At 72.0% G+C, this 26,841-nt stretch carries 25 protein-coding genes; 16 read left to right on the forward strand and 9 right to left on the reverse strand.

Annotated elements, in window-relative coordinates; translation table 11 throughout:
* Positions 1–176: 176 nt before the first annotated feature.
* Complete coding sequence (locus D8M39_RS07845) at positions 177–836, forward strand: GtrA family protein (protein WP_313960149.1); 660 nt, start codon at positions 177–179, stop codon at positions 834–836.
* 105 nt (positions 837–941) lie between these two features.
* On the opposite strand, the gene D8M39_RS07850 is transcribed toward D8M39_RS07845, so the two are convergent.
* Positions 942–1,640: a TIGR03089 family protein gene (locus tag D8M39_RS07850; RefSeq protein ID WP_126874781.1), complete on the reverse strand. Its 699-nt coding sequence runs from the start codon at positions 1,638–1,640 to the stop codon at positions 942–944.
* 230 nt (positions 1,641–1,870) lie between these two features.
* Here D8M39_RS07850 and D8M39_RS13145 point away from each other — a divergent pair, with 230 nt between their 5' ends.
* The 4 genes from D8M39_RS13145 (at position 1,871) to D8M39_RS07870 (ending at position 5,322) form a co-directional block, all read left to right on the forward strand.
* On the forward strand, positions 1,871–2,440 hold the full coding sequence (locus D8M39_RS13145; protein ID WP_094393578.1) for a WhiB family transcriptional regulator: 570 nt from the start codon (positions 1,871–1,873) through the stop codon (positions 2,438–2,440).
* Between the two features lie 5 nt (positions 2,441–2,445).
* Entirely contained in the window at positions 2,446–3,084 is a 639-nt protein-coding gene (locus D8M39_RS07860; protein WP_094393579.1) for a DUF3499 family protein, read from the forward strand.
* Positions 3,085–3,196: 112 nt separating this feature from the next.
* Positions 3,197–4,516, forward strand: a complete 1,320-nt coding sequence (locus D8M39_RS07865; protein WP_126874782.1) for an Ig-like domain-containing protein — start codon at positions 3,197–3,199, stop codon at positions 4,514–4,516.
* Positions 4,513–5,322, forward strand: a complete 810-nt coding sequence (locus D8M39_RS07870; RefSeq protein WP_238694012.1) for a TIGR01906 family membrane protein — start codon at positions 4,513–4,515, stop codon at positions 5,320–5,322. Before D8M39_RS07865 ends, D8M39_RS07870 begins: the two co-directional genes overlap by 4 nt.
* Here D8M39_RS07870 and D8M39_RS07875 read toward each other — a convergent pair.
* Positions 5,306–6,940 (reverse strand): dolichyl-phosphate-mannose--protein mannosyltransferase, encoded by a 1,635-nt coding sequence (locus D8M39_RS07875; RefSeq protein WP_094393581.1) that lies wholly within the window; start codon positions 6,938–6,940, stop codon positions 5,306–5,308. The two genes, D8M39_RS07870 and D8M39_RS07875, sit on opposite strands and share 17 nt — an antisense overlap.
* 40 nt (positions 6,941–6,980) lie before the next feature.
* On the opposite strand from D8M39_RS07875, the gene rsmI reads away from it, so the two are divergent.
* Positions 6,981–7,865, forward strand: coding sequence for a 16S rRNA (cytidine(1402)-2'-O)-methyltransferase (gene rsmI / locus D8M39_RS07880; RefSeq protein ID WP_238694013.1), 885 nt, complete (start codon positions 6,981–6,983; stop codon positions 7,863–7,865).
* Positions 7,866–8,041: 176 nt separating this feature from the next.
* On the opposite strand, the gene D8M39_RS07885 is transcribed toward rsmI, so the two are convergent.
* From D8M39_RS07885 to D8M39_RS07900, 3 genes are read right to left on the reverse strand one after another with little or no spacing between them, the layout of a single operon-like run.
* Complete coding sequence (locus tag D8M39_RS07885; RefSeq protein WP_238694014.1) at positions 8,042–10,513, reverse strand: DUF3488 and transglutaminase-like domain-containing protein; 2,472 nt, start codon at positions 10,511–10,513, stop codon at positions 8,042–8,044.
* Positions 10,510–12,174: a DUF58 domain-containing protein gene (locus D8M39_RS07890; protein ID WP_232300165.1), complete on the reverse strand. Its 1,665-nt coding sequence runs from the start codon at positions 12,172–12,174 to the stop codon at positions 10,510–10,512. Before D8M39_RS07890 ends, D8M39_RS07885 begins: the two co-directional genes overlap by 4 nt.
* On the reverse strand, positions 12,171–13,121 hold the full coding sequence (locus D8M39_RS07900) for a MoxR family ATPase (protein WP_055082071.1): 951 nt from the start codon (positions 13,119–13,121) through the stop codon (positions 12,171–12,173). The genes D8M39_RS07890 and D8M39_RS07900 overlap by 4 nt, the downstream gene beginning before the upstream one ends.
* Before the next feature lie 205 nt (positions 13,122–13,326).
* Between D8M39_RS07900 and D8M39_RS07905 the strand changes: the two genes are divergently transcribed.
* Positions 13,327–14,331 (forward strand): TatD family hydrolase, encoded by a 1,005-nt coding sequence (locus tag D8M39_RS07905; protein ID WP_371413769.1) that lies wholly within the window; start codon positions 13,327–13,329, stop codon positions 14,329–14,331.
* A gap of 82 nt (positions 14,332–14,413) precedes the next feature.
* Here the strand turns inward: D8M39_RS07905 and D8M39_RS07910 are convergent, their stop codons facing one another.
* On the reverse strand, positions 14,414–14,914 hold the full coding sequence (locus D8M39_RS07910) for a hypothetical protein (RefSeq protein WP_055082069.1): 501 nt from the start codon (positions 14,912–14,914) through the stop codon (positions 14,414–14,416).
* Positions 14,915–15,845: 931 nt separating this feature from the next.
* Between D8M39_RS07910 and rsmA the strand changes: the two genes are divergently transcribed.
* From rsmA to D8M39_RS13010, 4 genes are all read left to right on the forward strand, one after another.
* Entirely contained in the window at positions 15,846–16,820 is a 975-nt protein-coding gene (rsmA, locus tag D8M39_RS07915; RefSeq protein WP_238694015.1) for a 16S rRNA (adenine(1518)-N(6)/adenine(1519)-N(6))-dimethyltransferase RsmA, read from the forward strand.
* Entirely contained in the window at positions 16,817–17,890 is a 1,074-nt protein-coding gene (locus D8M39_RS07920; protein ID WP_094393586.1) for a 4-(cytidine 5'-diphospho)-2-C-methyl-D-erythritol kinase, read from the forward strand. Before rsmA ends, D8M39_RS07920 begins: the two co-directional genes overlap by 4 nt.
* 124 nt (positions 17,891–18,014) lie before the next feature.
* Positions 18,015–18,611 carry an RNB domain-containing ribonuclease gene (locus D8M39_RS13005; RefSeq protein WP_238694016.1) on the forward strand — a complete coding sequence of 199 codons (597 nt, stop codon included), beginning with the start codon at positions 18,015–18,017 and terminating at the stop codon, positions 18,609–18,611.
* Positions 18,612–18,626: 15 nt separating this feature from the next.
* Entirely contained in the window at positions 18,627–19,511 is an 885-nt protein-coding gene (locus tag D8M39_RS13010; protein WP_238694017.1) for a hypothetical protein, read from the forward strand.
* Here the strand turns inward: D8M39_RS13010 and D8M39_RS13110 are convergent.
* Positions 19,501–19,914: a hypothetical protein gene (locus D8M39_RS13110; protein ID WP_256385978.1), complete on the reverse strand. Its 414-nt coding sequence runs from the start codon at positions 19,912–19,914 to the stop codon at positions 19,501–19,503. The two genes, D8M39_RS13010 and D8M39_RS13110, sit on opposite strands and share 11 nt — an antisense overlap.
* Positions 19,821–20,816 carry an APC family permease gene (locus tag D8M39_RS07930; protein WP_256385979.1) on the reverse strand — a complete coding sequence of 332 codons (996 nt, stop codon included), beginning with the start codon at positions 20,814–20,816 and terminating at the stop codon, positions 19,821–19,823. Before D8M39_RS07930 ends, D8M39_RS13110 begins: the two co-directional genes overlap by 94 nt.
* 321 nt (positions 20,817–21,137) lie before the next feature.
* On the opposite strand from D8M39_RS07930, the gene D8M39_RS07935 reads away from it, so the two are divergent.
* The 5 genes from D8M39_RS07935 (at position 21,138) to D8M39_RS12775 (ending at position 24,860) form a co-directional block, all read left to right on the forward strand.
* Positions 21,138–21,719, forward strand: coding sequence for a TetR family transcriptional regulator C-terminal domain-containing protein (locus D8M39_RS07935; protein ID WP_055084309.1), 582 nt, complete (start codon positions 21,138–21,140; stop codon positions 21,717–21,719).
* Between the two features lie 24 nt (positions 21,720–21,743).
* Positions 21,744–23,186: an FAD-dependent oxidoreductase gene (locus tag D8M39_RS07940; RefSeq protein WP_238694018.1), complete on the forward strand. Its 1,443-nt coding sequence runs from the start codon at positions 21,744–21,746 to the stop codon at positions 23,184–23,186.
* Between the two features lie 96 nt (positions 23,187–23,282).
* Entirely contained in the window at positions 23,283–23,588 is a 306-nt protein-coding gene (locus D8M39_RS07945; protein WP_055084313.1) for an antibiotic biosynthesis monooxygenase, read from the forward strand.
* A gap of 144 nt (positions 23,589–23,732) precedes the next feature.
* Positions 23,733–24,371 (forward strand): HD domain-containing protein, encoded by a 639-nt coding sequence (locus tag D8M39_RS07950; RefSeq protein WP_055084315.1) that lies wholly within the window; start codon positions 23,733–23,735, stop codon positions 24,369–24,371.
* Positions 24,372–24,518: 147 nt separating this feature from the next.
* On the forward strand, positions 24,519–24,860 hold the full coding sequence (locus D8M39_RS12775) for a hypothetical protein (protein WP_055084317.1): 342 nt from the start codon (positions 24,519–24,521) through the stop codon (positions 24,858–24,860).
* Between the two features lie 79 nt (positions 24,861–24,939).
* Here D8M39_RS12775 and D8M39_RS07960 read toward each other — a convergent pair whose 3' ends face one another.
* Complete coding sequence (locus D8M39_RS07960) at positions 24,940–26,811, reverse strand: ABC-F family ATP-binding cassette domain-containing protein (protein WP_055084323.1); 1,872 nt, start codon at positions 26,809–26,811, stop codon at positions 24,940–24,942.
* Positions 26,812–26,841: the final 30 nt, after the last annotated feature.

Genomic DNA, 26,841 nt, shown 5'->3' on the forward strand with positions numbered 1-26,841 from the left:
GGCTATCGCCACAGCTGACGTCCAGTCATGTCGGAGTACGATGCACTCATTCATCCGGCGCCCACGGTGAGTCCCGGGCGCGACGACATCCGTCCGGGTGGGACGCACGCACGAGACGGTCCCCCCAACCTTCCTCCGTCCCCGATGAGCAGAGTGAGACCGAACCCTTGAACACCGTGGTTGAGCGCGCGCACGCGCTGTGGGAACTGTTCGTCAAAGAGCTCGCGAAGTTCGGACTGGTGGGGGCCGCTGCGTTCGCCATCAACGCCACGCTCGTGTGGCTGCTCATGCACACGCCCTACTTCGCGGACAGCCACATCAAGGCCAAGGTGGTGGCCACCGTGGTGGCCATCGTCTTCTCGTGGGTCGCCAACCGGCTGTGGACTTTCCGTGACAAGCGCCAGGACGACAAGAAGAAGGAACTCGTGCAGTTCCTGGTGGCCAACGGGATCGGCATGGCCATCGAACTCGGCTGTCTGGGCGTGAGCTACTACGTCCTGGGCCTGACCTCCGCAACGGCCTCGTTCATCTCCGGCACGATCATCGGCACCATCCTGGGCACCGTCTTCCGCTACTTCGCCTACCGTTTTTGGGTGTTCAGCACCAAGCTCGACCAGGACCCGGACTTCGCGGACAGCCCGGACCAGGAGTTCGCCTTCATCACCGGTCAGATCCCGGTGGTCCACCGCCACGACCACGACACGCAGCAGCGTCCCCGCCACGGCGGCGGCTCCCACGAGGGCAGCTCGTCCGGTGGTTCCGTGCACGGGGCGGGCACCGGGAACATCGACGACACGGACTCCGAGCCCGACGACGACGCCCGCCGCGCCTCCTGAGTGACGGCTCCGGCCGCGCGCTGACAGGCAGACAGGACGTCTGCGCGTCCGGGCGCGTCGGCCCGCCACGGAGCCGTTGCGGGGCCACCAGCCAGCATTGGACCGTCAGAGCTGGGTGGCGCGTTCCTGGGTGAGGACGTCCTCGGTGGCATCCTGCGGCCCGGCGGCCAGCAGCACGGCCCCGCCGCGAGCCACGATCCCCAGCGTGCTCAGCAGCGTGGTCTCTCCCCAGCCGTCGTCCAGCGGGAGGAACACGGTGCCGACGGCTTCCGGAGAGGCGGTTTCCAGGGCCCTGCTCAGCAGCTGCCCGTGGGTCGCGCCGGAGGGCAGCGCCCCGGCGGAGGGGTCCGGTTCCTCGAACCCGGTGTAGGTGTCCGGCTGGGCGCGCACCTCGGCGCAGAAGTCCACGGCGTCCCCAGGCAGGGGGTCGGAGCACGCAAAGGCCAGCGCCGGGGTGGCGACGACGAGCTCTGTGCCGGCCACGGCGTCGTCGTCGTGGCCTTCCAGGCGGGCGTGCAGGACGGCGTCAGCGTCCGCGGCGAACTCGATGCGCGCACCCACGCGAAGTGCGGCGAGGCTCAGGACCACCAGCCGCCAGTGGGGTGCGGGGGAGATGCGCACGGTGTCCCCGGAGGCGACATCCAGCTCGTCCACAAGCAGCCCCGCGGACTTCTCCACCCAGTTGACGAGGACGCGCCCCGAGAGCTCCACGCGCTCGGGGCCGTCGCGCCAGACCAGGGCCGGTGTGGGCCGCTCGGAGACCGCTGCGAGGGCCCCCGCGAGATCGTTCGGTGTGCGTCCCACGCAGAAACTCCTTAGGGTAAGTGACCGGGCCCCGGGGGCGCGGGCGGCGCGCCGGTGAACCGGGGAAGCCCAGGATACTCGGCTTGACTACCCGGGACTTATACGCGTGTAATTAGGGGGTCCACCTGGCAGACAGGGGTGCGCCCCGTCACGCGAACCCGCTCTCGGCCGGGACAACCGGGCTGGTTGAGGGCACAGAGACGACGAATGCGCGGGACGGAAGGACAGACATGGGAGAGGCCGCACGCCGCCGCCACGACGGATGCGAGGACTCGGACTCCGGTTCCACGGACGGCGCCGTTCCCGTCGACTGGTTCGTGGATCCCGTGGACCAGGTCCGCGGCACCGCCGGCGTCACCACGCTGGACGACCTCGCCTCGGCCTTCCTGGCCGCCCACCCCGAGGTCGCCGGGGACGTGCTCCTGCGCTCCGACCGCAAGAAGCCCCGCGAGCCCGAGCCCCCCGCCCACACCCCCCAGGAACTGCACGACATGGAGGTCCACGACGTCCAGAGCGTGGACGCGTCCGTGTGGCAGGCCGTGGCCGGGGTGTACTCCGTGAGCGAGGGCGACGCCGAGGGCGAGCTCGCCTGGCAGACGGATGCCCTGTGCGCCCAGACGGACCCCGAGGCGTTCTTCCCGGAGAAGGGCGGCTCCACGCGGGACGCCAAGCGCGTGTGCGAGGCCTGCCCCGTGAGCGGGCAGTGCCTGGACTACGCCATGACCAACGACGAGAAGTTCGGCATCTGGGGCGGGCTCTCCGAGCGCGAGCGGCGCAGGCTGCGCCGCCGGGGCCGGTGAGTCGCGTGGCCCAGGACCCCGCTCCCCGCCGCAGCTGTTCCCGGCAGACGTGCAGCCGCGACGCCGTGTGCACGCTGACCTACGTCTACGCCGACTCGACGGCGGTGATCGGTGCGCTCTCGGCGCGCCGTGAGCCGCACGCCTACGACCTCTGCCCCGTGCACGCGGACGCCCTGACCGCGCCCCGTGGCTGGCGGGTGGTGCGCCTGGAGTCCCCGGACGGCTGGGGCCGTGACGACCTCGACGCCGTGGTCCAGGCCGTCCGCCCGGAGGAGGAGCCCGCGGTGCGCCGCGGCCCCCGTGGCACGTCCCTCGGTGCGGCGCGGCCCGCCGGCGCGGCCTCGCCCGGGGCCCGCGTGCTCCGCGACGTCTCCTACCGGCCCGAACTCTCGGACGAGGACGCCTCCCGCCCCGGTGTACGCGGCGACGATCCTCGCGGCGCCGACGACGACGCCGCTCGCGGCGGCCAGCGCGCCGCCGACGGTTCTCGCGGTGCCGCCGAACGCGGTGTTTCCGCAGCGCGTACGGACGGGTATTCTGGGCACACCCGCCCAGTTGCGAACGCAAACACGCGCCTGCCCGAGTCCGGACGTTCCGTGCCCCTCCCGGAGGCGCTGCGGGCCCCGCACCTGCGGCGGCCGTAGCAGCCGCCCACCCACGGGTGAGCGGGACCGCCCGCCGGAACCGGCCCTCACCCGGGGCCGCCCGGCACCGGTCCCGCGGCATCACCCCCGGTTCCACCCCAGTGAGGTACCCATGACCGCTTCCCGCCACTCTTCTGGAACGAGCCCCGAGGGTTCCCGCCCCGGCGCATCCTTCTCCGCCTCCTCTGACAGCCCCGCCACCACGCCCGGCGGGGCCGGCGCCGCGCGCGGCCTGACGCGCCGTCGCCTCGCCCTGGGCTCCGTGGGGCTGCTCGCTGCCGTGGGCCTGAGCGCGTGCGGTGCGGACTCCGGCGACGACGGCGGGGCCGAGGCCTCGGGATCCGCGGGTGCGTCGTCGTCGGCGAAGGCCCCCGGTGTGACGGTCAGCCCGACGGCCGACGCCTCGATGGTCAACCCCGTGGACCCCGTGGTGGTCACCACGGACGCGGGGACGCTCACGGACGTGACCGTGACGGCGTCGAGCTCGGGGGAGAAGGCCGAGGGCGCGATCGGCAAGGACGGCACCGAGTGGCGCTCCGCGAAGCCGCTGGCGTTCGACGAGACGTACACCGTGGACTACACGGCGCGCAGCGGGGACCGGGACACCACCGGGCAGAGCGTGTTCAGCACCGTGGACGCGGCCCACGAGGCGGACGTGAGCATGAACGTCAAGGACGGGCAGACCTACGGCGTGTGGCAGGTCGTGGAGTTCAACTTCTCCGAACCGGTGAGCGCCAAGGACGCCGTGGAGAAGGCCATCTCCGTGGAGGGCGCGCACAAGGACGGCGCGTTCCGCTGGTACTCGGACCAGAAGCTGCGCTTCCGCCCGAGCGAGCCCTGGACGCCCAGGTCCACCGTGAAGGTCAGCGCGAACATCCTGGGCACGGACCTCGGCAACGGCATGATCGGCAACGGCAACAAGACGGTGTCCTTCACAACCGGCCCCGAGCAGCGCGCCTACGTGGACAACAACGCCAAGACGCTCGTGGCCTACGTGGACGGCAAGGAGACGGGCACCTGGCCGGTCACGCTGGGCGACGCCGAGTGGCCCTCCACCACGGGCAAGAAGGTCATCCTGGAACAGGCCGCGTCCTACAAGTTCAACGCGGGATCCCTGAACCTGAAGCCGGGGGACTCCCACTACTACCCGCCGTTCGACGCGTCCAACGTGTCCCGGCTGACGTGGAGCGGCGAGTTCGTGCACCAGGCGCTGCCCTCCGCGTACCCGGTGCTGGGCGTGGCGAACGTGTCCCACGGCTGCGTGGGCATGCCCCCGGAGGGTGCGAGCTACATCTACAACACGTTCCGCCTGGGCGACATGGTGGAAGTGGTCAACACGAACTACCCGCAGGCGGACCCGGACGACGGGCTCGGGGACTGGAACATCCCGTTCCAACACTACGCGGATGAGAACTGGCACGGCAACTGGTGAGCACCTCCGGGTCCGTGCCCTCGCCCTCGGAACCTGCTGCGTCGGCCGACCGCCCCGCAGGCACCCCAGCATCCTCGCGGCCCCGTCGCACCGTCGGTCAGCGGATCCTGCAGAGCATCCTGGTGGTGTCCCTGCCCGTGCTGCTGCTGGGGCTGGGGGCGCGTCTCGTGGCAACCCCCGTGTTCCTGTGGCTCGAGTACCACCGGCCCGGCTTCCCCGCGGACCACTGGGGGATGGGCACCGAGGAGCGGATGACGTTCGGCTCCTACGGGATGGACTACATCATGAACCTGGCCCCGCCCGAGTACCTGGGCGGTCTGGTGAGCCCCGAGGGCGGCATGGCGTTCACCCCGGCCGAGGTCTCCCACATGAGCGACGTGCAGCACGTGATGCAGTGGGGGTTGCTGAGCGCGTTCGTGCTGCTGGTGGTGAGCGTGCTCGCCGGCTGGTGGCTGCACCGCCGCGCGCCGGGGGCGGCCTCCGCGGCCTGGTTCGCGGGCGCGTGGCTCACGGTGCTGCTGCTCGTGGCGGCGTGCGTGGCCGCCGTGCTGGGGTGGCAGAGCTTCTTCGCCGCGTTCCACTCGCTGTTCTTCAGCTCCGGCACGTGGACGTTCAGTATCTCGGACACGCTGATCCGGCTCTACCCCACGCAGTTCTGGATCGACGCCGCCATCGCGGTCGCGCTGGTCACGCTCGTGGGTGCCTTCGCGGTCATGCTCGTCACGACCCGACGACGACGCCGCGCGGCCGCTGCCTCGGCGGCTCCCTGGGCGGGCGGCCGGGGTCGGCTCAGATCCAGGACCTGAACCACATCCGCCACCGCCAGTGCTCGTACGGGATGGTCTGGGCGGTCCACACGGGCCAGAAGAACACGGCCAGCGCCACCACGAGCACCAGGAACACGATCGTCACGGTGCGCCAGCGCCGCGCCCAGCGGGGGGACACCACCCGCTCGTCCGTCGCGGCCGCGGGCGTGCCCGCCGTCGCCCCGCCCCGCGGCACCGCGAGCCGGCCGGTGAGCACCCCGATGGCGCCGGTGACCAGCAGCACCAGCGCGGGGAAGTAGGACAGCGCGTAGAAGAAGAACATGGTGCGCTCCGGGTACAGGAACCACGGCAGGTATCCCGCCGCGTAGATCCCCACCAGGGCCCCGAAGCGCCAGTCGCGGCGCACCGCCCACAGCCAGATCCCGAACGCCAGCGCGAGGACGCCCACCCACCAGATCGCGGGGTTGCCCAGGTTGAGGATCGCCTGGCTGCACGAGTCCACGGTGCACCCGTCCGTGCCCGCCGTGGGGGACTCGTAGTAGTAGGACGTGGGCCGCTCCATGAACAGCCAGCTGGCCGGACCGGCCATGTAGGTGTGGTGGGAGTCCAGCCCGGTGTGGAACGAGTACGCGGCCACGTGGTACTCCCACAGGGACCGCAGCGCCGCGGGCAGCCACTGGGGGCCCTGCCCGGGGTTCAGCTCCGCCCAGTTGCGGTCGTAGCCGGTGTCCGTGAGCAACCATCCGGACCACGTGAGCACGTAGGTCACCAGACCCACGCCGATCATCGTGAGGAAGCCCCACGGGCCGTCCTTGAGCAGCGCCCCGGTGAACCAGTGGCGGACACCCGCCACCCGGCGGGCGTTCATGTCCCACAGCACGGCCAGCACCCCGAGCGCCGCGATGCTGAACAGCGCGTTCCACTTCACCGCGGCGGCCGCACCGCACGCGACACCCGCCGCGACCCGCCACCACCGCACCCCCAGCCACGGACCCAGGGCGGAGCCGTTGCACCGCGCCACCAGGCGGCGTCGTCCGTCGTCCCGGTCCAGCAGCACGAAGACGAAGGCGAGCAGCAGGAAGAACATCAGGAAGACGTCCAGCAGCGCCAGGCGGGACTCCACCACGTGCAGCCCGTCCAGGGAGGTCAGCAGCCCGGCCACGGTGGCCAGGCTCACCGAGCGGAACAGCAGCCAGCCCGCGAACCAGACCAGCGCGATCGACGCCGTGCCGATCAGCGCTGCGGAGAAGCGCCAGCCGAACGGGTCGTCCCCGCCGAAGAGCCACAGCCCCACCGCGATCAGCCACTTGCCCAGCGGCGGGTGCACCACGAAGGAGGGGTGGCCCTCGACGTCCGGGATGCTGCCGGAGACGAACCCCTCGTCCGCGCCGGAGGGCCACTGCTGCTCCGTGCCGTGCAGCAGCAGCGAGTACGAGTCCTTGAGATAGTACGTCTCGTCGAAGACCACGGCGTGCGGCGAGGACAGGCTTGTGAAGCGCAGCACCCCGCCCAGCAGGGTCACGAGCGCGAGCGGGACCCACCAGTACCGGGGCAGGCGGGTGACGGCCGGGAGAAGGAGCTCGTCCAGCGGGCGCGCGGGGGATCCGGCGCTCGGCCGGGCGGCGGGGGAGGCAGCGGTCGAAGGCACGGACCCCATGGTAGGGCGCCGGACTGGACGGGGTTCGTACAGTGGTCCTGTGACTTCGCAAGCATCTGCCCCAGCCCAGGACTCCGCCCACGGTGCGCTGGTCATCGTGGGCACCCCCATCGGCAACCTCTCCGACGCCTCCCCTCGGCTGCGGGAGATCCTGCAGAGCGCGGACGTGCTCGCCGTGGAGGACACGCGCACGCTGCACCGCCTGGCCTCCGGTCTGGGCGTGGGTGTGGCAGGGCGCGTGGTCACCCACCACGAGCACAACGAGTCCGCGCGCAGCGCCGAGCTGCTGGACGAGGTGCGCGCGGGGAAGACGGTGGCCGTGCTCTCCGACGCCGGGATGCCCACCGTCTCCGACCCCGGCTTCCCCCTCGTCCGTGCGGCGGCAGAGGCCGGGCTGCCCGTGACCGTGCTGCCGGGGCCATCGGCCGTCCTCGCGGCGCTCGCCGTGTCCGGACTGCCCACGGACCGCTTCACGTTCGAGGGCTTCCTGGCCCGCAAGAAGGGTGAGCGGGCCGCGCAGCTCGCGGCCCTGGCCGCCGAGCCCCGGACCATGGTGTTCTACGAGTCCCCGCACCGCCTGGCCGAGATGCTCGCCGCGCTGCGGGACGCCATGGGTGGGGAGCGCCGCGCCGCGGTGTGCCGGGAGCTGACCAAGCTGCACGAGGAGGTGCTGCGCGACGACCTTGACGGTCTCGTCGCGTGGGCCGAGGGCAACCAGGTCCGCGGGGAGATCGTGGTGGTCCTCCACGGGGCGGCCCCCGCACAGGCGCCCGAGCCGGAGCAGCTGACCGCGGCGGTCGAGGAGCTCGTGGCCACCTCGGACATCAAGCTCAAGGCCGCCGCACGGCAGGTGGCCACCGAGCACGGGGTCAGCACCCGCAGGCTCTACGACGCGGTGATCGCCGCCCGCGCGGAGCAGGGCTGAGCACGACGCCGCCCGCTCCCTGGCGTTCTGCGGGGGAGCGGGCGGCGTCGTCGCACCGGGCTCGGCGGGCCAGGTGAGCCCGGAGCGCGTGGTGGCCTCGGTGGCCTGGTGAGCCCCGCGTGCGTGGTGAACTCGGTGGGGTCGAGGGGCTCAGCGGGCTCGGGCGCCTGGTGGACTCAGCGGCGGGCGCCCCCGCGCAGCGAGGCGGGCCACCACGCGGCCCGCAGGCGTTTGCCTCGTGTGGCACGGTGGCGGAACTCGTCCCGGATCCGGGCCAAGTCCTCCGGCGTGGTCTGCGGCGTCCAGTCCGCGCCCGGAGCACCGTAGCCCGCCGTCTCCACGTCCTCGACCAGCTTTTCCACGGCCGGTGCCGCCGCCGGGATCCCGGCGGAGAGCCGTCGCGCGGCCACCCGGGGCGTGTCCGAGGGCCGGGCGGTGACGCCGTGGTCCGCGGCGAGCGCCCGGAACTCGTCCCAGGCGGCGTTGGCGCGGCGCTGGGGAGGGAGGCTCTTGTCCTGCAGCGCGGCGATCCGCGCACGCCGACGACGTCGCCGCAGCCAGCGGGGCAGCGCGGCGAGGACGAGCAGCACGAGGACCAGGGCCCCTCCGGCCAGCACCCACCACGGAATGGTCAGCGCAGCGGGCCGCTGCTCCTCGGGCGCACTCTCCTGGGACGGCTGGGCGTCCGGGGACTGCTGGTCGGCGCCCGGGGTGCTGGGCTGCTGCGACGGCTCGTCCGCGGACTGTGAGCCCTGGGAATGACCGTCGGAGGGCTGCGCGTCCGAGGGTTCGGCTCCGGCGGACTCGCCCGGTGAGGGGGAGGATCCGGCGGAGTCGTCCTGCCCGGAGTCCGGTGCGTAGTCCGGGGTGCTGGGCACGCCGGGGGTTGGCTCGAAGCGCACCCATCCCACGTTCTCGAAGTACAGCTCCGGCCAGGCGTGCGCGTCCCCGGTCCCCACCGTGTAGGAGCTGCCGCCGTTCGCGTCCACCGTGGCGGCGGTGGGGAGGTAGCCCACGGCCACGCGGGCGGGGATGCCCAGTTCCCGGGCCATGAGCGCCATGGCGGGGGCGAAGTGGCCCGAGTAGCCCGTGCGCGTCTGCATGAACTTCTCGAGCGAGCCCATCCCGCCGGCGTCGTAGCCCTGGGCCAGGGGCGCGTTGAGGTCGTAGTGGAAGTCGCGGCGCAGATGGTTCTGGAGGGCCAGCGCGCGGTCGTAGTCGGTGCCCGCGCCCCGCGCAAAGTCGCGCGCCGCGTCGGCGAGGGCCTGCGGGCGGTCCCGGGGCAGCTTCAGGTAGTCCGCCAGGGCGTCGTCGGACGAGGCCGACGACGCGCGGCGCAGCGTCGCGGGCGTGGCCTGCGGCGTCGTCGACGTCACGGTGTAGCTCGCCCCGGACATGCCCGTGGACTCGCTGTGGACGGAGAGGTCCTGCGGGTTCCAGCCCCAGCCCTCGTCGCCCAGTCCGGCGACGCCCACGGGGGCGTAGGGAGCGGGCAGCCAGTGCTCGTCGTACTGGTCGAAGGTGACCTTGGTGGTGACCTCGGTGCCGCGGGGCACCGGGTTGCGGGACGCGTCCGAGAGCCCGGAGAGGTCCTCGTCCAGCCCGTCCGTCGTGGGGAACCACTCGTCCGAGGAGAAGTCCGAGAGGGTGAGCAGGCGCATGTACTGCGCGCGGTCATCCGAGGCGGTGTAGCTGAAGCGCGTCGTGTGCTCCTGCGAGCGCAGGTCCTGGCCCACGGCCCGCAGGGGGCCCACGCCGGCGGCCCGCTCGGAGGTGAGGGAGCTGCCCTGGGGGAAGGCACCGTTGAAGAAGCCGGGCATCACCGAGGGCACGAAGAGCACCACGGCCAGCACACCGGCGACCACCAGCAGCGCACGGGGCAGGCCGCCGGGCGTGGGGGCGATCCGGCGGGCGCGTGTTGCACCCAGGCTGCGGGACCCGGCCAGCAGCGCGAGCGCGGCGAGCACCGCGGCGGCGAGCCCCAGGGGCGTGACGCTGCCGGGCAGGGTCAGCGCCGGGACCACCAGCAGGGCGACGATGCCCAGGCACGCGAGCCCCGCCATGCGCAGACCCACAAGCACGGTCTCCATGAACACGGTGACGAGTCCCACCAGGGCGCACAGCACGAACGAGAGGCCGGAGTGGAACGGGTACGGCGCGGCCGTGCCGGCCACGAAGTCACCGGAGGAGCCCCACAGCTCGGACGCGGCGCTCAGCGTGCCGGGAACGGGGATGAAGCCGAGCAGCGCCGAGGAGTGCAGGTGCACCACGGTCAGCGCGAGCAGCAGAGCGGCCAGGCCCAGCACCGTCACCACGGCGGAGGGCAGGCGCAGCCAGCGCGCGGCACCGGTCACGACGAGCACCGTGACCACGGTCGCCGCGACGGGGGCGATCCACCAGCCGCCGTCGAGCGCGCCTCCCATCCCCACGCAGCCCAGGGCGACGGCCCCGAGCAGCAGCAGGCACAGCTCCATGACGCGGGGCCGGGGCGGACGGGACAGCGGGCCCGACGTCGCTGCGGGTGAGGAGGCGCCCCCAGCGGCGGGTGACGCCGAGGGGGAGCCGGCCGCGGCGGCGTCGTCGCCCCAGGGAGACGAACGGGGTGTCGAACGGGGCGTCGAGCGGGGGGAGGAGTCGGGGGGTGTCATGCGGTGGTCCTGCCTCGGGTGCGCGCCATCATCTCGTCCATGCTCAGGTGCCGCTCACCCGGCGCAGGGGGAGGCGGTGCCATCAGGGAGCCGCCGCCCACCACGGCGAGCCACGCGGCGTCCACGTCCGTCCAGCGCGTCACGAGCACGACGGACCAGCCCGCGGCCTCGAAGACGTCCGCGCTTGGCGGGCGCGCAATGGGCGGGTCCACCACCATCACCACGGAGCACGACGCGCTGCCCGCCGTGGCACGCACGTAGCGCTGCGCGCCCTCGGGGGAGAGCTTTCCCGTGAACAGCAGCACGGGGTGGGAGAGTCCCTCGCGGTCCAGCCGCGCGGCCAGCCGGTCCTCGGCGAGCCCGGGCTCGGGGCGCTTCACGAGCGTCACCCGCGAGAGCCCGTGGACCACCTCGGTGGCGGTGTCGTCCGTGACGGCGGTGTCCCGCAGCTCGGCGGTCTCGGACTCGCCCCGGGGCAGGGCGCGCCCCTGGTCGTCGAGCGCGTACACCACGGTCTCGCGGCGGGTGAGGTGCTCCAGGACGGAGGCGGCGGCACCCACCGCCCACTCGAACTCCTCGGTGGACTCCAGCACGCCGGCCCACACGCGCTCGCCGGGCCAGTGCTGCTCCACGGTGTCCAGGACCAGCACGGTCCGGCGGGTGCTGCGCGGGTCCTCCTGGCGGACCATGAGCTGCCCGTGCTTCGCGGAGGCCGCCCAGTGCACCCGGCGCATGGGGTCCCCGTGGCGGTACTCGCGCGTGGTCACGTTGTCCGGGCCCGGCTGCGGCTGGGCGCGGCGGGACGGGTCGCTGCCGGACTCGTGCGCCAGCGCTGCGCCGTGCTCCGTGAGCTCCTCCGGGTCCGGCGCCACGTGCAGCGACGTCCGCTCGGCCACGTCCAGCAGCTCGGAGACCACGCCGAACGGGTCGCTCACGCGCACCGTGGCGGGTCCGAGCTCGTGGATCCCGCGACGCCGCGGCCGCACCGTGTACGCCACCGGCACCCCGGAGACCGGGACCGAGAAGTCCTGGTCCCGGCCCAGCAGCGGGTCCACCTTCTCGTGGACGTCCACCGCCGCGCGGTCCGCGGATGCGGCGCGCCGCCACGACGCCGCACGGGTGCCCCCCGCGGCGTCCGCACCGTTGGCGGGATCTCCGGTCGCGGACGTGCTGCCCGGTGCGGTGCCAGCTGCCGAGGTGCCATCGGAGAGGGAGCCGTCAGCACGAGTGCCATCCGCGCGAGCACCAGCGGACAGGGGCCCGTCAGCTCGGGCGCCCAAGGTGCCGTTCGACGAGGTGCCGTTCGACGCGGTGTCGTCCGAGGCGGCGCCGGGGACGGCGGCGTCGTCGGCCGAGGAGCGGGAACGCGAGGGGAAGGCCGAGCGGCGTCGCACCCGCAGGGAGACCTGCGCCGCGTCCCCCAGGGTGACCAGGGGCGGCTCCACGGAGCGCTTGAGCAGCACCCGTGGCTTCACGAGCCACATGGCGAGCGAGGACAGCAGCGGGACCATGCCCAGGAACAGGGACAGCGCGAGCACGTCCTTGCGCCCGAGCCACGTGGCCAGGGCCAGGCACAGCACAGCGGCCGCCAGGAAGCACCAGCCGCGCACCGTGAACTTGGCGCGGGAGTCCACCCGCGCCTTCGAAGCGGCGGCCCTCATCGGGTGCGAGGCGCGTCTTCGGTGGGAACGCGGACGTCGTCGAGGATGGTGCGGACGATGTCCTGGGCGCTGTCCGCGCCGGAGCGGCGCTCGAGGATCAGGCGGTGGGAGAGCACGGCCACGGCGACGTCCTTGACGTCGTCCGGCAGCACGTGGGAGCGCCCCGCGAGCGCGGCCTGGGCGCGGGCCGCGGCCTGCAGCTGGAGTGCCGCACGGGGGCTCGCGCCGAGACGCAGGTGCGGGTGCGAGCGGGTGGCCTGGCACAGCGCCACCATGTAGCGGCGCACGGCGGTGGAGACATGCAGGGAGGCCACGTGCTGGACGAGCGCGCGGGCCTGGTCGATGTCCAGCACCGGCTCGAGGCCCTCCAGCGGGGAGCCGGAGCCGTGGTCGGTGAGCATGGCGACCTCTGCATCCGCGTCCGGGTAGCCCATGGAGATCCGGGCGGTGAAGCGGTCGCGCTGCGCCTCCGGAAGCGGGAACGTGCCGTCCATCTCCACGGGGTTCTGCGTGGCGACCACCATGAACGGCGTGGCCAGACGGTACGTGGTGCCGTCCGCGGTGACCTGGCCCTCCGCCATCGACTCCAGCAGCGCGGACTGCGTCTTCGCGGAGGCACGGTTGATCTCGTCACCGATCACGATGTTCGCGAAAACCGGGCCCGGCTTGAACTCGAACTCCCGGCGCACCTGGTCGTACACCGAGACGCCCGTGATGTCCGTGGGCAGCAGGTCCGGGGTGAACTGGATGCGGCTCACCGTGCCGCCGATCGCCCCCGCCAGCGTCCGCGCCAGCATGGTCTTGCCCACACCCGGGACGTCCTCCACCAGCAGGTGGCCTCCGGCCAGCAGGACCGTGAGGGCCGTGCGGGTCTCTGCGGACTTGCCGTCGATGACCGCGTTCATGCGGTCCAGGACGGCCTTCGTGTGGGCGGCGAACTGCTCCATATTTCCTCGTCTCACGAGCATGGGGGTACCAGGGGGATGGTGTTTCCACCATGTTCTCAGGAATTCATGGACTCGGCGGCATTGCCCGGGCATGTGGCGTGCGGTGACAGCGCTCCGTGGTGGCGCGGTGACGGCGCGCGGAGGGGAGTGCGGCGCGGCGGGCGCGGGCGGCGTCGTCGGCGTGGTCGCCTATCGTGGGAGGGTGATCGAGACGCCCCTGACCGAGACCGTGTTCCGAACCGACGCCCCCCGCGAGGCGGTGGCCGGCGAGACCCCATGGGCCTACCGCCCGGAGCGCTACGCGCTGGACGCCGGGGACGACGTCGCGAGCGGGGAGGGCACCGAGCGGCGCGCGCACACGGACCCGCAGGGCCAGCGCCGCAACCTCGTGTTCCCGGCGCTGCCCGAGCCGCTGCCGCACCCGGTGGTGGACAACCACACCCACCTGGACATGCAGGACGGGCTCGTGCGCGTCTCCGTGGCGGACGCCGTGGCCACCGCGCGGGACGCCTCCGTGACAGGGGTGGTGCAGGCGGGGTGCGACGTCGAGTCCTCCCGCTTCGCCGTGGCCGCCGCCCAGGCCGTGCCCGGGGTGCTGGCCGGGGTGGCGCTGCACCCGAACGAGGCACCTGAGCTCGCGCTCGCGGGAACCCTGGAGGAGGCGCTGCGGGAGATCGACGCACTGGCCGCCGAGGACCGGGTGCGGGTGGTCGGCGAGACCGGCATGGATCGCGCCCAGACACCCGAGCAGGGCATCCCCGCGCAGGAGGAGTCCTTCCGCGCGCACATCGAGATCGCCAAGCGCCACGGGCTGGCCATGCAGATCCACGACCGGGACGCCCACGCGGACGTGCTGCGCGTCCTGCGCGATGCCGGGGCGCCGGAGCGCACGGTGTTCCACTGCTTCTCCGGGAACCCCGAACTCGCGGAGGTGTGCAATCAGAACGGGTGGTACATGTCCTTCGCCGGGACCGTGACGTTCAAGAACGCGAAACCCCTGCAGGCGGCCCTGCGCGTGGCGGACCCGGCGCTGGTGCTGTGCGAGACGGACGCCCCCTTCCTCACACCCCACCCGTTCCGCGGCCGCCCGAACGCCCCCTACATGGTCAACTACACGGTGCGGGGCATGGCCGCGCAGCTGGAGACGGACCTGGAGACGCTGTGCCGGCGGATCTGGGACAACTCGGAGCGGGTCTACGGGCAGTTCTGAGGGGCGGGGCGGCGGGGCTGCGGCAACCCGTGACATCTGAGGTGTAGAGCTACCCATTTTCGATGCCCCGATCCGGTCAGGTCTACGCCTCAGATTCATCGCGCGCGGAAGGCCGAGTGCGGGCGCGGGGTGACGAGCTGCGGCGGGTGCGTCGAGGACGGGGTGGGCCGAGTCTCCGGGACAGCCACGTCAGCCACTCGCCCCGGCGGCGAGGATCGACGAGGTCGTCGTACACGAGCACCCGCACCGCCCAGCCCAGGTCGCGAAGCACTTCCAGCCGGTGCATCTCGTCCTTGTACGCGGCGTGGTCGGTGGAGTGGACCTGTCCGTTGAACTCCACGGCCACCATCTCCTCCTCCCACCCCAGGTCCAGGTGGCGCGTGCCGTACGGGGTGCGGACGGTGACGTTCATCACCGGCGCGGGAAACCCTGCCGCGACGACGATCAGGCGCACCAGCGTCTCCATGGGCGACCACGTGCGGGGCGCGGTCCGCCCGAGCGCCCTGCTCACGGCACGCACCCCGTGGGAGGTGAGCGGCAGCGGCTCCAGCAGGGCGCGGACGATCTCGGGCGTGTACGTCACGGGAACGACCGGTTCCGAGCGACGCGGTCGGCTCAGTGGGGCACTCTCCCCGCGCTCCGACGCCGGATTCGACGGACCGCCTGTCGAGAGGTTCCCGGAGCTCGACCGTGTCACCCCGTGGACCGGCGCCCGAGAAGGCGGGGGAGCGGTCGACGTCGGCGTGGCGACCACGGCCCTGGGGAGGGGACCGCGGCTGAGCAGGGCGTCCAAGGTTGCCGTGATGGCCCAGGGATCCAACATTGGTGCGGCCACGACGAGCGCCTCGACCGGATCCACGAGGTGGGCGAGCCAGGAGCCGAGCACCGTGGGTAGCCCGTGGGACCTGCTGATCCGCAGCTGGGGCAGCCGCGAGTGGAACCGGGCCGTGTCCCACGCGAGGTGGATGAACGAATCCAGATGACGGACCAGTTCCGGCCCGTGTGGTGCCGGCCTGTCGCGCAGCAGCGCGGTAACCCACGAGCGCCCGCGTGGGACGGGGAGGTCCAGAAGCTGCAGAGCGGTGACACCGGTCAGTCGCAGCGGGGGACGCCCCCGGGAGAGGTGTTCCCGGAGGAGAACGGCCTGCTGCAGGTGTGTTGGCGGCTCCTCGCAGACGCACCACAGGCCGAGGGCCAGGTGGTGGACTCCTCGGGTGCGCCGCAGCACATCGGAGCGACCACCGGATTCGGCGGTGGTGAGCAGTCGGGGAAGGGACGGGAGAGGGCCGGGCGAAGTGCGCATGCCCGCACGCTAGGCGCCGCCCGCTCTCCCCCGAACGGGCGGGAACCGGATGGGGAGCCCGCACGCAGCAGGCTTGCCGGGCACGCATGCACCTTTAGGAACCTGAGGAGTAGACCTGACCATTTTTCGTGCCCGGATCCGGTCAGGTCTACACCTCAGATTCACCGAGTGCGCGATCCGCCCCCGCCCGCCCTGCCCGTAGGATTGTCCGGTGACCGAGCACAGCACAGACGGACCGCTCCTGGGGCCCGCGGAGATCAGGGAACTCGCCGAGCAGGCGGGCATCCGCCCCACCAAGACCCTGGGTCAGAACTTCGTGATCGACCCGAACACCATCCGGCGCATCGTGGCGGCCGCCCACCTGGGACCTGAGGAGCACGTCCTGGAGGTGGGGCCCGGGCTGGGGTCGCTGACGCTGGGGCTGCTGGCGGCGGCGTCGTCCGTGACCGCAGTGGAGATCGACCCGCCCCTGGCCCGGCAGCTGCCCGCGACCGTGGCCCGGTTCTTCCCGGAGGCCGCGGACCGTCTGACGGTGGTGGAGGCCGATGCCGCCCGCGTCCGGGACCTGGGGGACGGCCCGGAACCCACGGCGCTCGTCGCGAACCTGCCCTACAACGTGGCCGTGCCCGTGCTGCTGCACATCCTGGAGACGTTCCCCACGGTGCGCCACGGGCTGGTGATGGTCCAGGACGAGGTCGCGGACCGTCTGGCCGCCGGTCCCGGGTCCCGCGTGTACGGCGTGCCGTCCGTGAAGGCCTCCTGGTACGCGGACGTGCGCAAGGCCGGGGTGATCGGCAAGAACGTGTTCTGGCCCGCGCCCAAGATCGCGTCCGGGCTCGTGCGCCTCGACCGCCGGGAGCCTCCCGCCGACGAGAGCCTGCGCGTACCCACGTTCGCCGTGGTCGACGCCGCGTTCGCCCAGCGCCGCAAGACCCTTCGCGCGGCCCTGAGCGGCTGGGCGGGCTCCGGTGCGCGGGCCGAGCGGGTGCTGCGCGCAGCGGGGGTGGAGCCCACCGAGCGCGGAGAGAAGCTGGACGTCGCGGACTTCGCGCGCATCGCCGAGGCCGACGCCGCCGTCCCCGAAGATGCGCCGGAAGGCACCGCTGCACCGCTCGCCTCCACCGCGCCGCTGGACGCCCCCACCCCGTCGTTCACGTCCGACGAGCACCCAGAGGAAGGGGCATGACCGGGGCCGCCGCAACCGCCGCCGAGACCCACCCCACCGTCACGGCGAGCGCACCTGCCAAGACGAACCTCGTCCTCCACGTGGGCAGCCCCACCGCGGACGGCTACCACCCGCTGGAGACACTGTTCGTGGCGGTGGACCTGCGGGAGACGGTGTCCGTGAGCCTGGACCCGGCGCTGGCACGGCGCGGCAGCGGCGTCGTCGTCACGGTGGAACCGGCCCCCGGCAGCGCGTACGAGTCCATGGTGGAGGCGGGCACCGCCCGCCTGGCCGACATTCCGCTGGACGAGAGCAACCTCGCGGTGCGGGCCGCGCTCGCGGTGTGCGCCGAGCTCGGGATTCCCGTGCCGGGTCTGCGTCTGCACCTGCGCAAGGCGGTGCCGGTCGCGGGAGGAATGGGCGGCGGGTCCGCGGACGCGGCCGCCGCTTTGGTCGCGGTCAACCAGCTGCTGGCCTCCCACCTGGGAACCCGGCCGCTGACGGCTGAGGAGCTGCACCGGCTCGGGGCGGCGCTCGGCGCGGACGTGCCCTTCATGCTCCTCGGGGGTGCGGCGATCGGCCGCGGCACGGGCACCGAACTTGAGCCCGTTGCGGCGCACGCCCGGTTGCACCTCGTCTTCGTCCCCCAGGACCAGGGGCTCTCGACGCCGGCGGTCTACCGGCAGTGGGACGCGGCGAACGGCGTGCCGGGACTGACCTCGGGAGACCGCACCGTCATGATCCCCCGCATCGTGGAGCAGCAACCCGCCAGCACCGCCCCGGACCCCGTCCCCGCCGAGGTCCTCGACGCGCTGGCCCGCGGCAGTGCGCCCCGGTGGGCGGCTCTCGTCCGCAACGACCTCCAGGCCCCGGCAGTCCACCTCCTCCCCGAACTGGCGACCCTGCTGGAGCACGGGGTGGAACTGGGGGCTGTGGTGGGGTGGGTCTCCGGATCAGGGCCCACGGTGTGCTTCCTGGCCGCCACGGCCGAGGACGCGCAGGCGTTCGTCGGCGCGTTCGGGCGGGAAGGACGTCGTGCGCTCGCCGTGGTCGCCCCGGCACCGGGCGCGCGGGTCGAATCCGCCGGGTGACTGGTGGCCCGGCGCGGGCGGGGGCACAATCGGGACAGCACGGCCGCGTCACCACGGTGTCGGGTCCCGGGGCCTGACCCCGGTGCCCGGTGGGGCGCGGTTCCGCCGCCGGTGAGGAGTCAGCATGGCCATCCGTCCGCAGCAGGCCCGTCCCGTTCCGCCACCGCTCGTCGCCGCGCTGGACGCCCTGCGTCGTGAGCTGGGCATCCCTGACGACTTCCGGCCGGAGGTCCACGCCGCCACCATCCGGGCCGCAGCCGCATTCCCACCGGGTGCTCCGGGCTCCCCGGTCCGGAAGGAGGAGCGGGCCGACCACACCAACCTCGCCCTGGTGACCATCGACCCCGAGGGATCTCGGGACCTCGACCAGGCGGTGTTCATCGAGCAGACGGAGGGCGGTTTCACGGTCTGGTACGCCATCGCGGACGTCGCGGCGTTCGTGACGGCGGGGGACCCCGTGGACCTCGAGGCGCACCGCCGCGGCCAGACCCTCTATGCGCCGCACCAGCGCACACCGCTGCACCCACCGGAGCTCTCGGAGGACACGGCGAGCCTGCTGCCCGGGCAGGACCGTCCCGCCGTGCTGTGGTGCCTGGGGCTGGATGCCCGCGGCGAGCTGCAGAGCACCTCCGTCACGCGTTCGCTGGTGCGCAGCCGTGTCCAGCTGACCTACCGCGAGGTGCAGGAGCAGCTGGACGCGGGGACCGCCCCGCGGGCGTGACAGCTGCTGCGCACCGTGGGGCAGCTGCGGGAGCGGATCGAGCGTGAGCGCGGCGGCGTGAGCCTGCGCATCCCGGAGCAGGAGGTGGTGGTGGAGCAGGAACAGTGGCACGTGGTGCACCGCAGCGCCCTGCCGGTGGAGGGCTGGAACGCCCAGATCTCCCTGCTCACGGGGATCGCCGCCGCACGTCTGATGCTCGACGCCCGCGTGGGCCTGCTGCGCACGCTGCCACCCGCCGCGGAGTCCTCCGTCCGCAAGCTGCGAACCACGGCCGAGGCCCTGAGCATCCCGTGGCCCGGGGACATGAGCTATCCGGACTTCGTGCACGGACTCGACCCCGAGATTGGGGCGCACGCCGCAATGCTGTACTCGTGCACCCTGCTGTTCCGGGGCGCCGGCTACGAGGCCTTCAACGGTGCGCTCCCCGAGCAGCGCGCCCACTCCGCACTGGCGACGCCGTACGCCCACGTGACCGCGCCCCTGCGCCGTCTCGTGGACCGCTACGGCAGCGAAATCTGCCTGGCGATCAGCGCGGGGCGTCCCGTTCCCGACTGGGTGCTCGCCGCCCTGCCGCAGCTTCCGGCGGAGATGGCCGCGTCCAGCCGCACGGCCTCTGCCTACGAGCGGGGCATCGTGAACATGGTCGAGGCCATGACCCTCGCACCCCACGCGGGGGAGGCCTTCACAGCCACGGTCGTAGACGTGAAGCCGGACGGCTCGCGTGGCACCATCGTGATCCGGGACCCCGCGGTGGAGGTCTCCCTGGCCGTCCCCGGCCTGCCGCTGGGCGGCGCCATCACCGTGCGGCTCGCCAACGTGGACGTCTCCGAGGGACGCAGCGAGTTCGAGCTCATCGCCGAGCAGGCACCGCTCCAGGAACCGGGCCCCGTCATTCGGTGAGGTGCATGCGAGGTACCGGTCTGGTGAACATCCGGGTGTGCCACAGCAACCGGATGATTCCGAGCGCGACCCAGCCGAGTCCGAGGAGCACGGTGTGCGGGGCAAGACTCGTCCACAACCAGGCGGTCAGTGCAAACCCCACGGTGGGCACCGCGCCGTACAACAGGTAGGTACTGACTGTGCGCCTCTCGGCCCGCACCAGGTAGGTCGAGATGACGCTGAGATTCACCATGCTGAAAGCGGTGAGGGCGCCAAAACTGACAATGGACGCCACGAAGTCCACGTCCGCGAAGACCGCGCTCACGGAGATCACCGCCACGAGCAGGATTGCGCCCGCAGGGGTCCTGAAACGGGGGGAGAGGGTTCCGAAGAACTTGTGGGGCAGCAGATGGTCGCGGCCCATGGCGTAGAGGATTCGTGAGACGGAGGCCTGGGAGGCCAGAGCGGATCCCAGCGCCCCGTCACGTACGCGGCCAGGAAGAACGCGGTCAGGAGGTTGCCTCCGATCTGGGAGAGAAGCGTGACAGCGGCGACGTCGGCGGCCGCACCCGTCTCAACCTCCGGGGCTGCCATATGGGCGAACCACGCGACGGCCACGAAGAAGAGACCGCCGATCACGGTCGTGAGGATGACGGCGCGTGGGATCGAGTGCTTGGCGTCCTTGGCCCCCTCGCTCATGGTGGAGACCGCGTCGAAGCCGAGGAACGACAAGCACAGGACGGCCGCGCCCGCGGCAATGCCGCTGATGTCGAGGTCTGAGCGGATGAAAGGGTCCAGCGGGTGGACGGAAGGGTCGAAGGCCCTGGCTGCGTAGACGAAGAAGATGATGAAGAAGACCACTTGCAACAGCACCAGGACCACGTTCGCGCTCTTGACCGCAGCAACGCCCACGATGTTGAGGACGGTGACCAGGGCCAGGGCTGCAAGAGAGAATGCCCATGCCGGCACCGCAGGGAAACGCTCGGCGAGGTAGAGCCCGATCAGCAGGTAGTTGAGCATGGGCAGCAGGATGTAGTCGATCATCACCGTCCACCCGGTGACGAAGCCGACGGCGCTGCCCAGGCCCACGCGGGTGTAGGCATAGGCCGAACCTGCAGACTGCACTGCACGACCCATGAATGCATAGCTGCAAGCGGTGAAGAGCATCGCGAACAGGGTGAGCAGGTACGCCGTGGACAGGAATCCGCCGGTGATTTCGTTGATGATCCCATAGGTGGTGAACACCGTCATGGGCACCATGTAGGACAGGCCGAAGTACACGAGAGTGGGAACACCCATGGACTTGTGCAGTGAGGTTCGAGACACGGAAACATCCGGCCTCGCGGGGGTGGAGGGGGAAGACGGTGCCATGGACACGACTCCTTGCTCGTGGGCGTTGGCCCGGAATAGTGGGGGTGGGGTGCGCTGATGTTGGAGAACCCCGAGCCACCCGCCTCTTGACTTCGCGGTGTCGGTCCACCATATTGACCATGTGGTCAATACCACGTTCGTTGACAGTATGGGCGGGCCGAGAAGGGTGTCAAGGGATTGGGCAAGATGACCGGACAAGACGATGGGAACGGGAGCGGCGGCCCGGGCTCGCGCCGCCGACTGAACCGTGAGGAGCGCCTCGAGGAGATCCGTGCCGTGGCACAGGCCCAAGCCCTGAGCTCCGGACTGCAGCAGCTGACCCACCGCAGTATTGCCGCGGAACTGGGGGTGACCCACGCTCTCGTGGTGCACTACGAACCGGACATCGAGTCCCTGCGGGCGCGGACCTGCGAAGCCCTGCTGATGGGGGAGTTTGACGAGGTGGTGGGCACGCTGAACGGCGATGCGGACCCGGTGAGCAACCTCAGCCGGGTGATCGGTCTCATGAGTCGCCCAGGCCGGGAGGATTTCGCCGGAGTGTGGCTGGACGGCTGGAGCCTGGGGCGGCGGGATGCCGCTGCGGCTCGCGCAGTGCGGGCGATGATGGACAGATGGCAGGGCCTCGTGGCGAACATGCTCTCCCGGGGCACCGGGGCTGGGGTGTTCGCGGACGTGGACCCCCAGGAGTGCGCCTGGGAGATCATCGCGCTGCTCGACGGACTCAGCGCCCATACGCTTGTGGGTTACGGGGACCCGCAGCACTATTCCGCCCGGGTCGCGGCGCCGGTGGAGGCACGTCTCGGGTTGGCGCGCGGCACCCTCAACGCGACACTCGCACCGGTTCACGGCCCACACTGAATGCCAGTCACGCAGGAGGATCACATGCAGAAGAACACCGTCGCACAGGAGTCACCGGTGCTCGGCAGCCACGACGTGGTCGTAGTCGGCGCCGGCATCTCGGGGCTCACCGCCGCCGAGCTGCTCGTGCAGCGCGGCCTGGACGTGCTCGTCCTCGAGGCCCGGGACCGCGTGGGCGGGCGCACCGAGGGCGGGCGCTTCGCCTCCGGGACGCCGATCGAGCTCGGCGGCCAGTGGGTGGGCCCCACCCAGGACGAGGTCCTGGCGCTCGCCGCGCGCCTCGGGCTGCAGACCTTCACCGTGCACGACGACGGCGCCTCGCTGCTCTTCGCGGACGACGAGCGCCGCGAGGGCTCGGACGACACCTTCGGACTGGGTGAGGAGTCCGCGGCGGCCTTCCTGGAGGTGCTGCGCCTAATAGACACCACGGCCGCGGGCCTGGACCTCGAACGGCCCTGGCTCAGCCCGGACGCCGCAGCCCTGGACCGGATCACGGCGGCCCAGTGGCTGCGGGAGCACTGCGCGGACGACGGCGCCCGCGATTTCACGGACACTATGCTCGCCTCGATCTTCGCGGCGGAGTCGGACGAGTACTCGGCCCTGCACATGCTCTTCTACCTGGGCTCCGGCGGGGGTCTGCACCGCATGATGACCACCATCGGCGGTGCGCAGGAGTCCCGGATCCTCGGCGGCACGCACCAGCTCTCGGAGGGCCTGGCGCGCACGCTGGGGGATCGGGTGGTCCTCGGCACCGAGGTGCTGGGCGTGACCGGCTGGAACGCGGCGTCGTCGGCGGAGGGGGCGCACCACGCCGAGGAGGCGGGTGAGCCGGCCCGCCCCGTGCGGGTCCACACGTCGGCCGGAGACCACGAGGCCAGCGCCGTGGTGGTCGCGCTGCCCCCGGTCATGGCGTCGAGGCTGCACTACGAGCCGGCGCTGCCCGCCAACCGTGACATCGCGCTATCGCACATGACGGCGGGCAACGTCCTGAAGTTCCAGGTGGAGTACGAGGAGCCGTTCTGGCGCGCCGAGGGGCTGAGCGGGACCGTGCTGAGCCTGGACCACCACGTGTCCCTGGTCTACGACAACTGCGTGCCGGACTCGGAGCGCGGCATCCTGGTGGCGTTCGTGGAGGGTCGCCACGCGCGCGCGTTCAACGAGCTGGGTGAGGTCGACCGCGCCCGCCTGGTGCTCGCGGACCTCGCACAGTTCTTCGGTGAGCGGGCGGGGTGGCCCACCGAGGTGCTGCAGCGCAACTGGTCCGAGGAGTCCTTCACCCGCGGCTGCTACGGCGGCCGGTTCGCCACGGGGCTGTGGACCACCGTGGGCAAGGATCTGGCGCGGCGCTCGGGGGCGATCTCCTGGGCGGGGGCGGAGACGGCGACCGTGTGGAACGGCTACATCGACGGCGCCATCCGCTCCGGCCAGCGCGCCGCCCGGGAGGTCTGCGACGCGCTGGGGCTGTGACGACGTCGCCCGGCCGGGCTGCCTGCCGCACGCCACGACAGCGCGTGGTCGCTGTGCCTACAGTGGACGGGTCGGCACCACCATGAGGAGGCACACATGTCCGTCGTGAAGATCAACGCCATCGAGGTTCCCGAGGGCTCCGGCCACGAGCTCGAGGCGCGCTTCGCCGCCCGCAGGCACGCCGTGGACGGCGAACCCGGCTTCGAGGGTTTCCAGCTGCTGCGTCCGGTGGCGGGGGAGAAGCGCTACTTCGTGGTGACCACGTGGGCCACCCAGGAGGACTTCGAGGCGTGGCGTGACGGCAACGCGAAGGCGGCCCACGCGGGCGGGGACAGCAGGCCCGTGGCCACCGGGGCCTCCCTGCTGGAGTTCGAGGTCGTGGACCTGGGGCGGGGGGACTGAGTCCCCGGCGTGGGCACGGCCCACGCCGTTGAACAGGGCGCAGATCCCGGCGAGCACGGCCAGCCGCCCCTGCGTCAGCGCGGGCGGCATGACCCGTCCTGGTCCGCGGAACAGAGCAGTACCATCGAACGAAGGAACACCACCATGACAGATACCGTCGCAGGAATCGCGGTGCCGGACACCGCACTGACCCGCGAGATCACCGAGTACATCCGTGACACCGAGGACGACCTGCTCTACCACCACTCCCGCCGGGTCTTCTTCTTCGGTGCGCTGGTGGGTCAGGCGCAGGAGCTCAGCGTCGACCATGAACTGCTCTACGCGGGTGCCATGTTCCACGACCGCGGTCTCACCCAGGACCACCAGGAGTCGATGCTGCGCTTCGAGGTGGACGGCGCGAACGACGTCTTCGAGTTTCTCATGGAGCGCGGGGCGTCCCGGGACAGGGCGCACAGCGCGTGGCTCGGCATCGCCCTGCACACGACTCCCGGGATCCCGGAGTTCATGGCCCCGGAGGTCGCCCTCGTGAGCGCGGGCGTGGAGACGGACGTGCTGGGCATGCACTTCGACGAGGTGAGCGAGGATGCCCGCCGAGCCGTGGTGGAGCTGCACCCGCGCCCGGACTTCAAGAACCGCATCCTCTCCGCGTTCCACCACGGCATGGCGCACCGCCCGGGCTCCACGTTCGGCACCATGAACGCGGACGTCCTCGCACACTTCGAGCCCGGCTTCGAGCGGGACGACTTCGTGGAGATCATCAAGGGCAACGGCTGGAGCGAGTGAGTCTCCCTTCAGCCCTGCGCGGCCCCGCTCGGAACTCGCCGGGCAGGGGCCGCGATTTCTGGTGTCGCCCCTGGCAGGAATTGTGGGAATAACTATCAAGCACCGACCGGACTCGACCCGGTCGGTTCCGACAGCCAGAAGGCACCCATGGACCTTTTCGACGTCGTCGCCGTGGTGGGCGGCTGCGATTCGGGGCGCTGGCGGCACACGGCCCGCGCCCTGCTCAACGTGGAGGACGGCCCGTCCCTGACGGACCCCCGCGTGACAGCCCTGCGCTCGGAGAACGTGCGGCCCCTGCGCCCCGGACGGCTGAAGCGGCTGCTGGCCCGGCGCATCGAGGTCGGGGAAGTCGGCACGGTGGGTTCGCTCGGTGGGCTTCTGCCGCTGCGCCACTCGCTCGCGCGTCACCGCCCGCGGGAGCCACGTGGGCCGCCCGATCCCCTTCTCGCAACTCGCCACCGGTCCCGTGGCGCGGACCGAAGACCGTGATCCGTTTCCGGCGTGGTCGGTGGTGTCCGAGCGGCGCGACTGGGCGGGCGCCGCGCCCACCCGCCGGGCAGGGGCTCCGCTACTCCAGTGCCTCGCCCAGTTCGAGCCAGCGCATCTCGAGCTCGTCGACCTGATCCTGCAGCTCGGACTTCCGGGCCGCGAGCTTCCCGAGACCCTCGAAGTCGGAGGGGTCCGCCTCCGCCATGGTGGCGTCCAGCGACTCGGCCTCCTTCTGGAGCTTCTGCAGCCTGCGTTCCACGGCGCCGAGCTCCTTCTGGGCCGCGCGCGCCTCGGCGCCGCCGAGCGCGGGACGCGACGGCGCGGCGTCGTCGCCGGAGGAACCGGCACCCGGGGCTGCGGAGCCCGTGGATGCAGCGTCGCCCGCCAGCGGGTTGGACGCACCCTTCGACCCGGCCGCAGACCCCGAAGCCGAGGACGCCGAGAGCTTGAGGTACTCCTCCACCCCGCCGGGCAGGTGGCGGAAGCGGCCGTCGATCACCGCGTACTGCTGGTCCGTGACGCGCTCGAGCAGGTAGCGGTCGTGGGAGACCACCAGCAGCGTGCCCGGCCAGGTGTCCAGGAGGTCCTCCATGGCAGCGAGCATGTCCGTGTCGAGGTCGTTGGACGGCTCGTCCAGGATCAGCACGTTGGGCTCGTCCAGCAGGATCAGCAGCAGCTGCAGGCGCCGCTTCTGCCCGCCGGAGAGGTCCTTGACCGGGGTCTTCAGCTGCGCGGAGGTGAACCCGAGGCGCTCCAGCAGCTGCGTGGGCGTCATCTCCTTGCCGCCGGTGAGGTAGGAGGTCTTCTTCTGCGCGACCACGTCCGAGACGCGGTCCTGCGCGACGTCCGCGAGCTCGTCCAGCTGCTGCGTGAGCGTGGCGATCTTCACCGTCTTCCCGCGCTTGACCCGCCCGGAGGTGGGCTCCACCTCGCCCGTGACGAGGCCCAGCAGCGTGGACTTGCCCGCCCCGTTGACGCCCAGGATGCCGGTGCGCTCGCCGGGGGCGATCAGCCAGGTGACGTCCCGCAGCACCCGGGTCTCACCGGAGCCGTCGTCGGCGGGGAAGGAGACGGAGACGTCCTCGATGTCCACCACGTCCTTGCCGAGCCGGGAGACGGCCATGCGGGACAGGGACACGGTGTCCCGGGGTGGGGGGACGTCCTCGATTAGGGTGTTCGCCGCCTCGATGCGGAACTTCGGCTTGGACGTGCGCGCCGGGGCGCCGCGGCGCAGCCACGCGAGCTCCTTGCGCATCAGGTTCTGCCGCTTCTGCTCCACCACCGCGGCCTGGCGGTCGCGCTCCACGCGCTGCAGCACGTACGCCGCGTACCCGCCCTCGAAGGGCTCCACCGTGCGGTCGTGGACCTCCCACGTGTCCGTGCACACCGCGTCCAGGAACCAGCGGTCGTGGGTCACCACGGCCAGCGCGCCCGAGGTCCTCGACCAGCGCGAGTTCAGGTGCCTGGCGAGCCACGTGATGCCGTCCACGTCCAGGTGGTTGGTGGGCTCGTCCAGGAAGATCACGTCCCAGTCCCCGGTCAGCAGGCTCGCGAGCGCCACGCGGCGCCGCTGCCCGCCGGAGAGCCGGCCCACGGGGGTGTCCCAGTCCACGTCCGAGACGAGGCCCTCGACCACGTCCCGCACCTTGGCGTCCGCGGCCCACACGTAGTCGGGGACGTCGCCGACGACGGCGTGTCCCACCGTCTGCTCCGGGTCCAGGGTGTCCGCCTGGTCCAGCATTCCGACGGTGGTGCCCGAACGGACGGTCACCCGCCCGGAGTCCGGCTGGATCCGCCCCGCGAGCAGGCGCATCAGGGTGGACTTGCCGTCCCCGTTGCGCCCGACGATGCCGATCCGGTCACCCTCGTTCACCCCCACGGTGACCGCGTCGAACACGGTCTTGGTGGGGTACTCGAGGTGCAGGTTTTCTCCGCCGATCAGATGAGCCACCCGCCAAGGATACAAGCGCGGGAGCGGGCG

This window comes from Kocuria sp. HSID17590 (genome assembly GCF_003989485.1).
In the GTDB taxonomy this organism is placed as follows: Bacteria; Actinomycetota; Actinomycetes; order Actinomycetales; family Micrococcaceae; genus Kocuria; species Kocuria salsicia.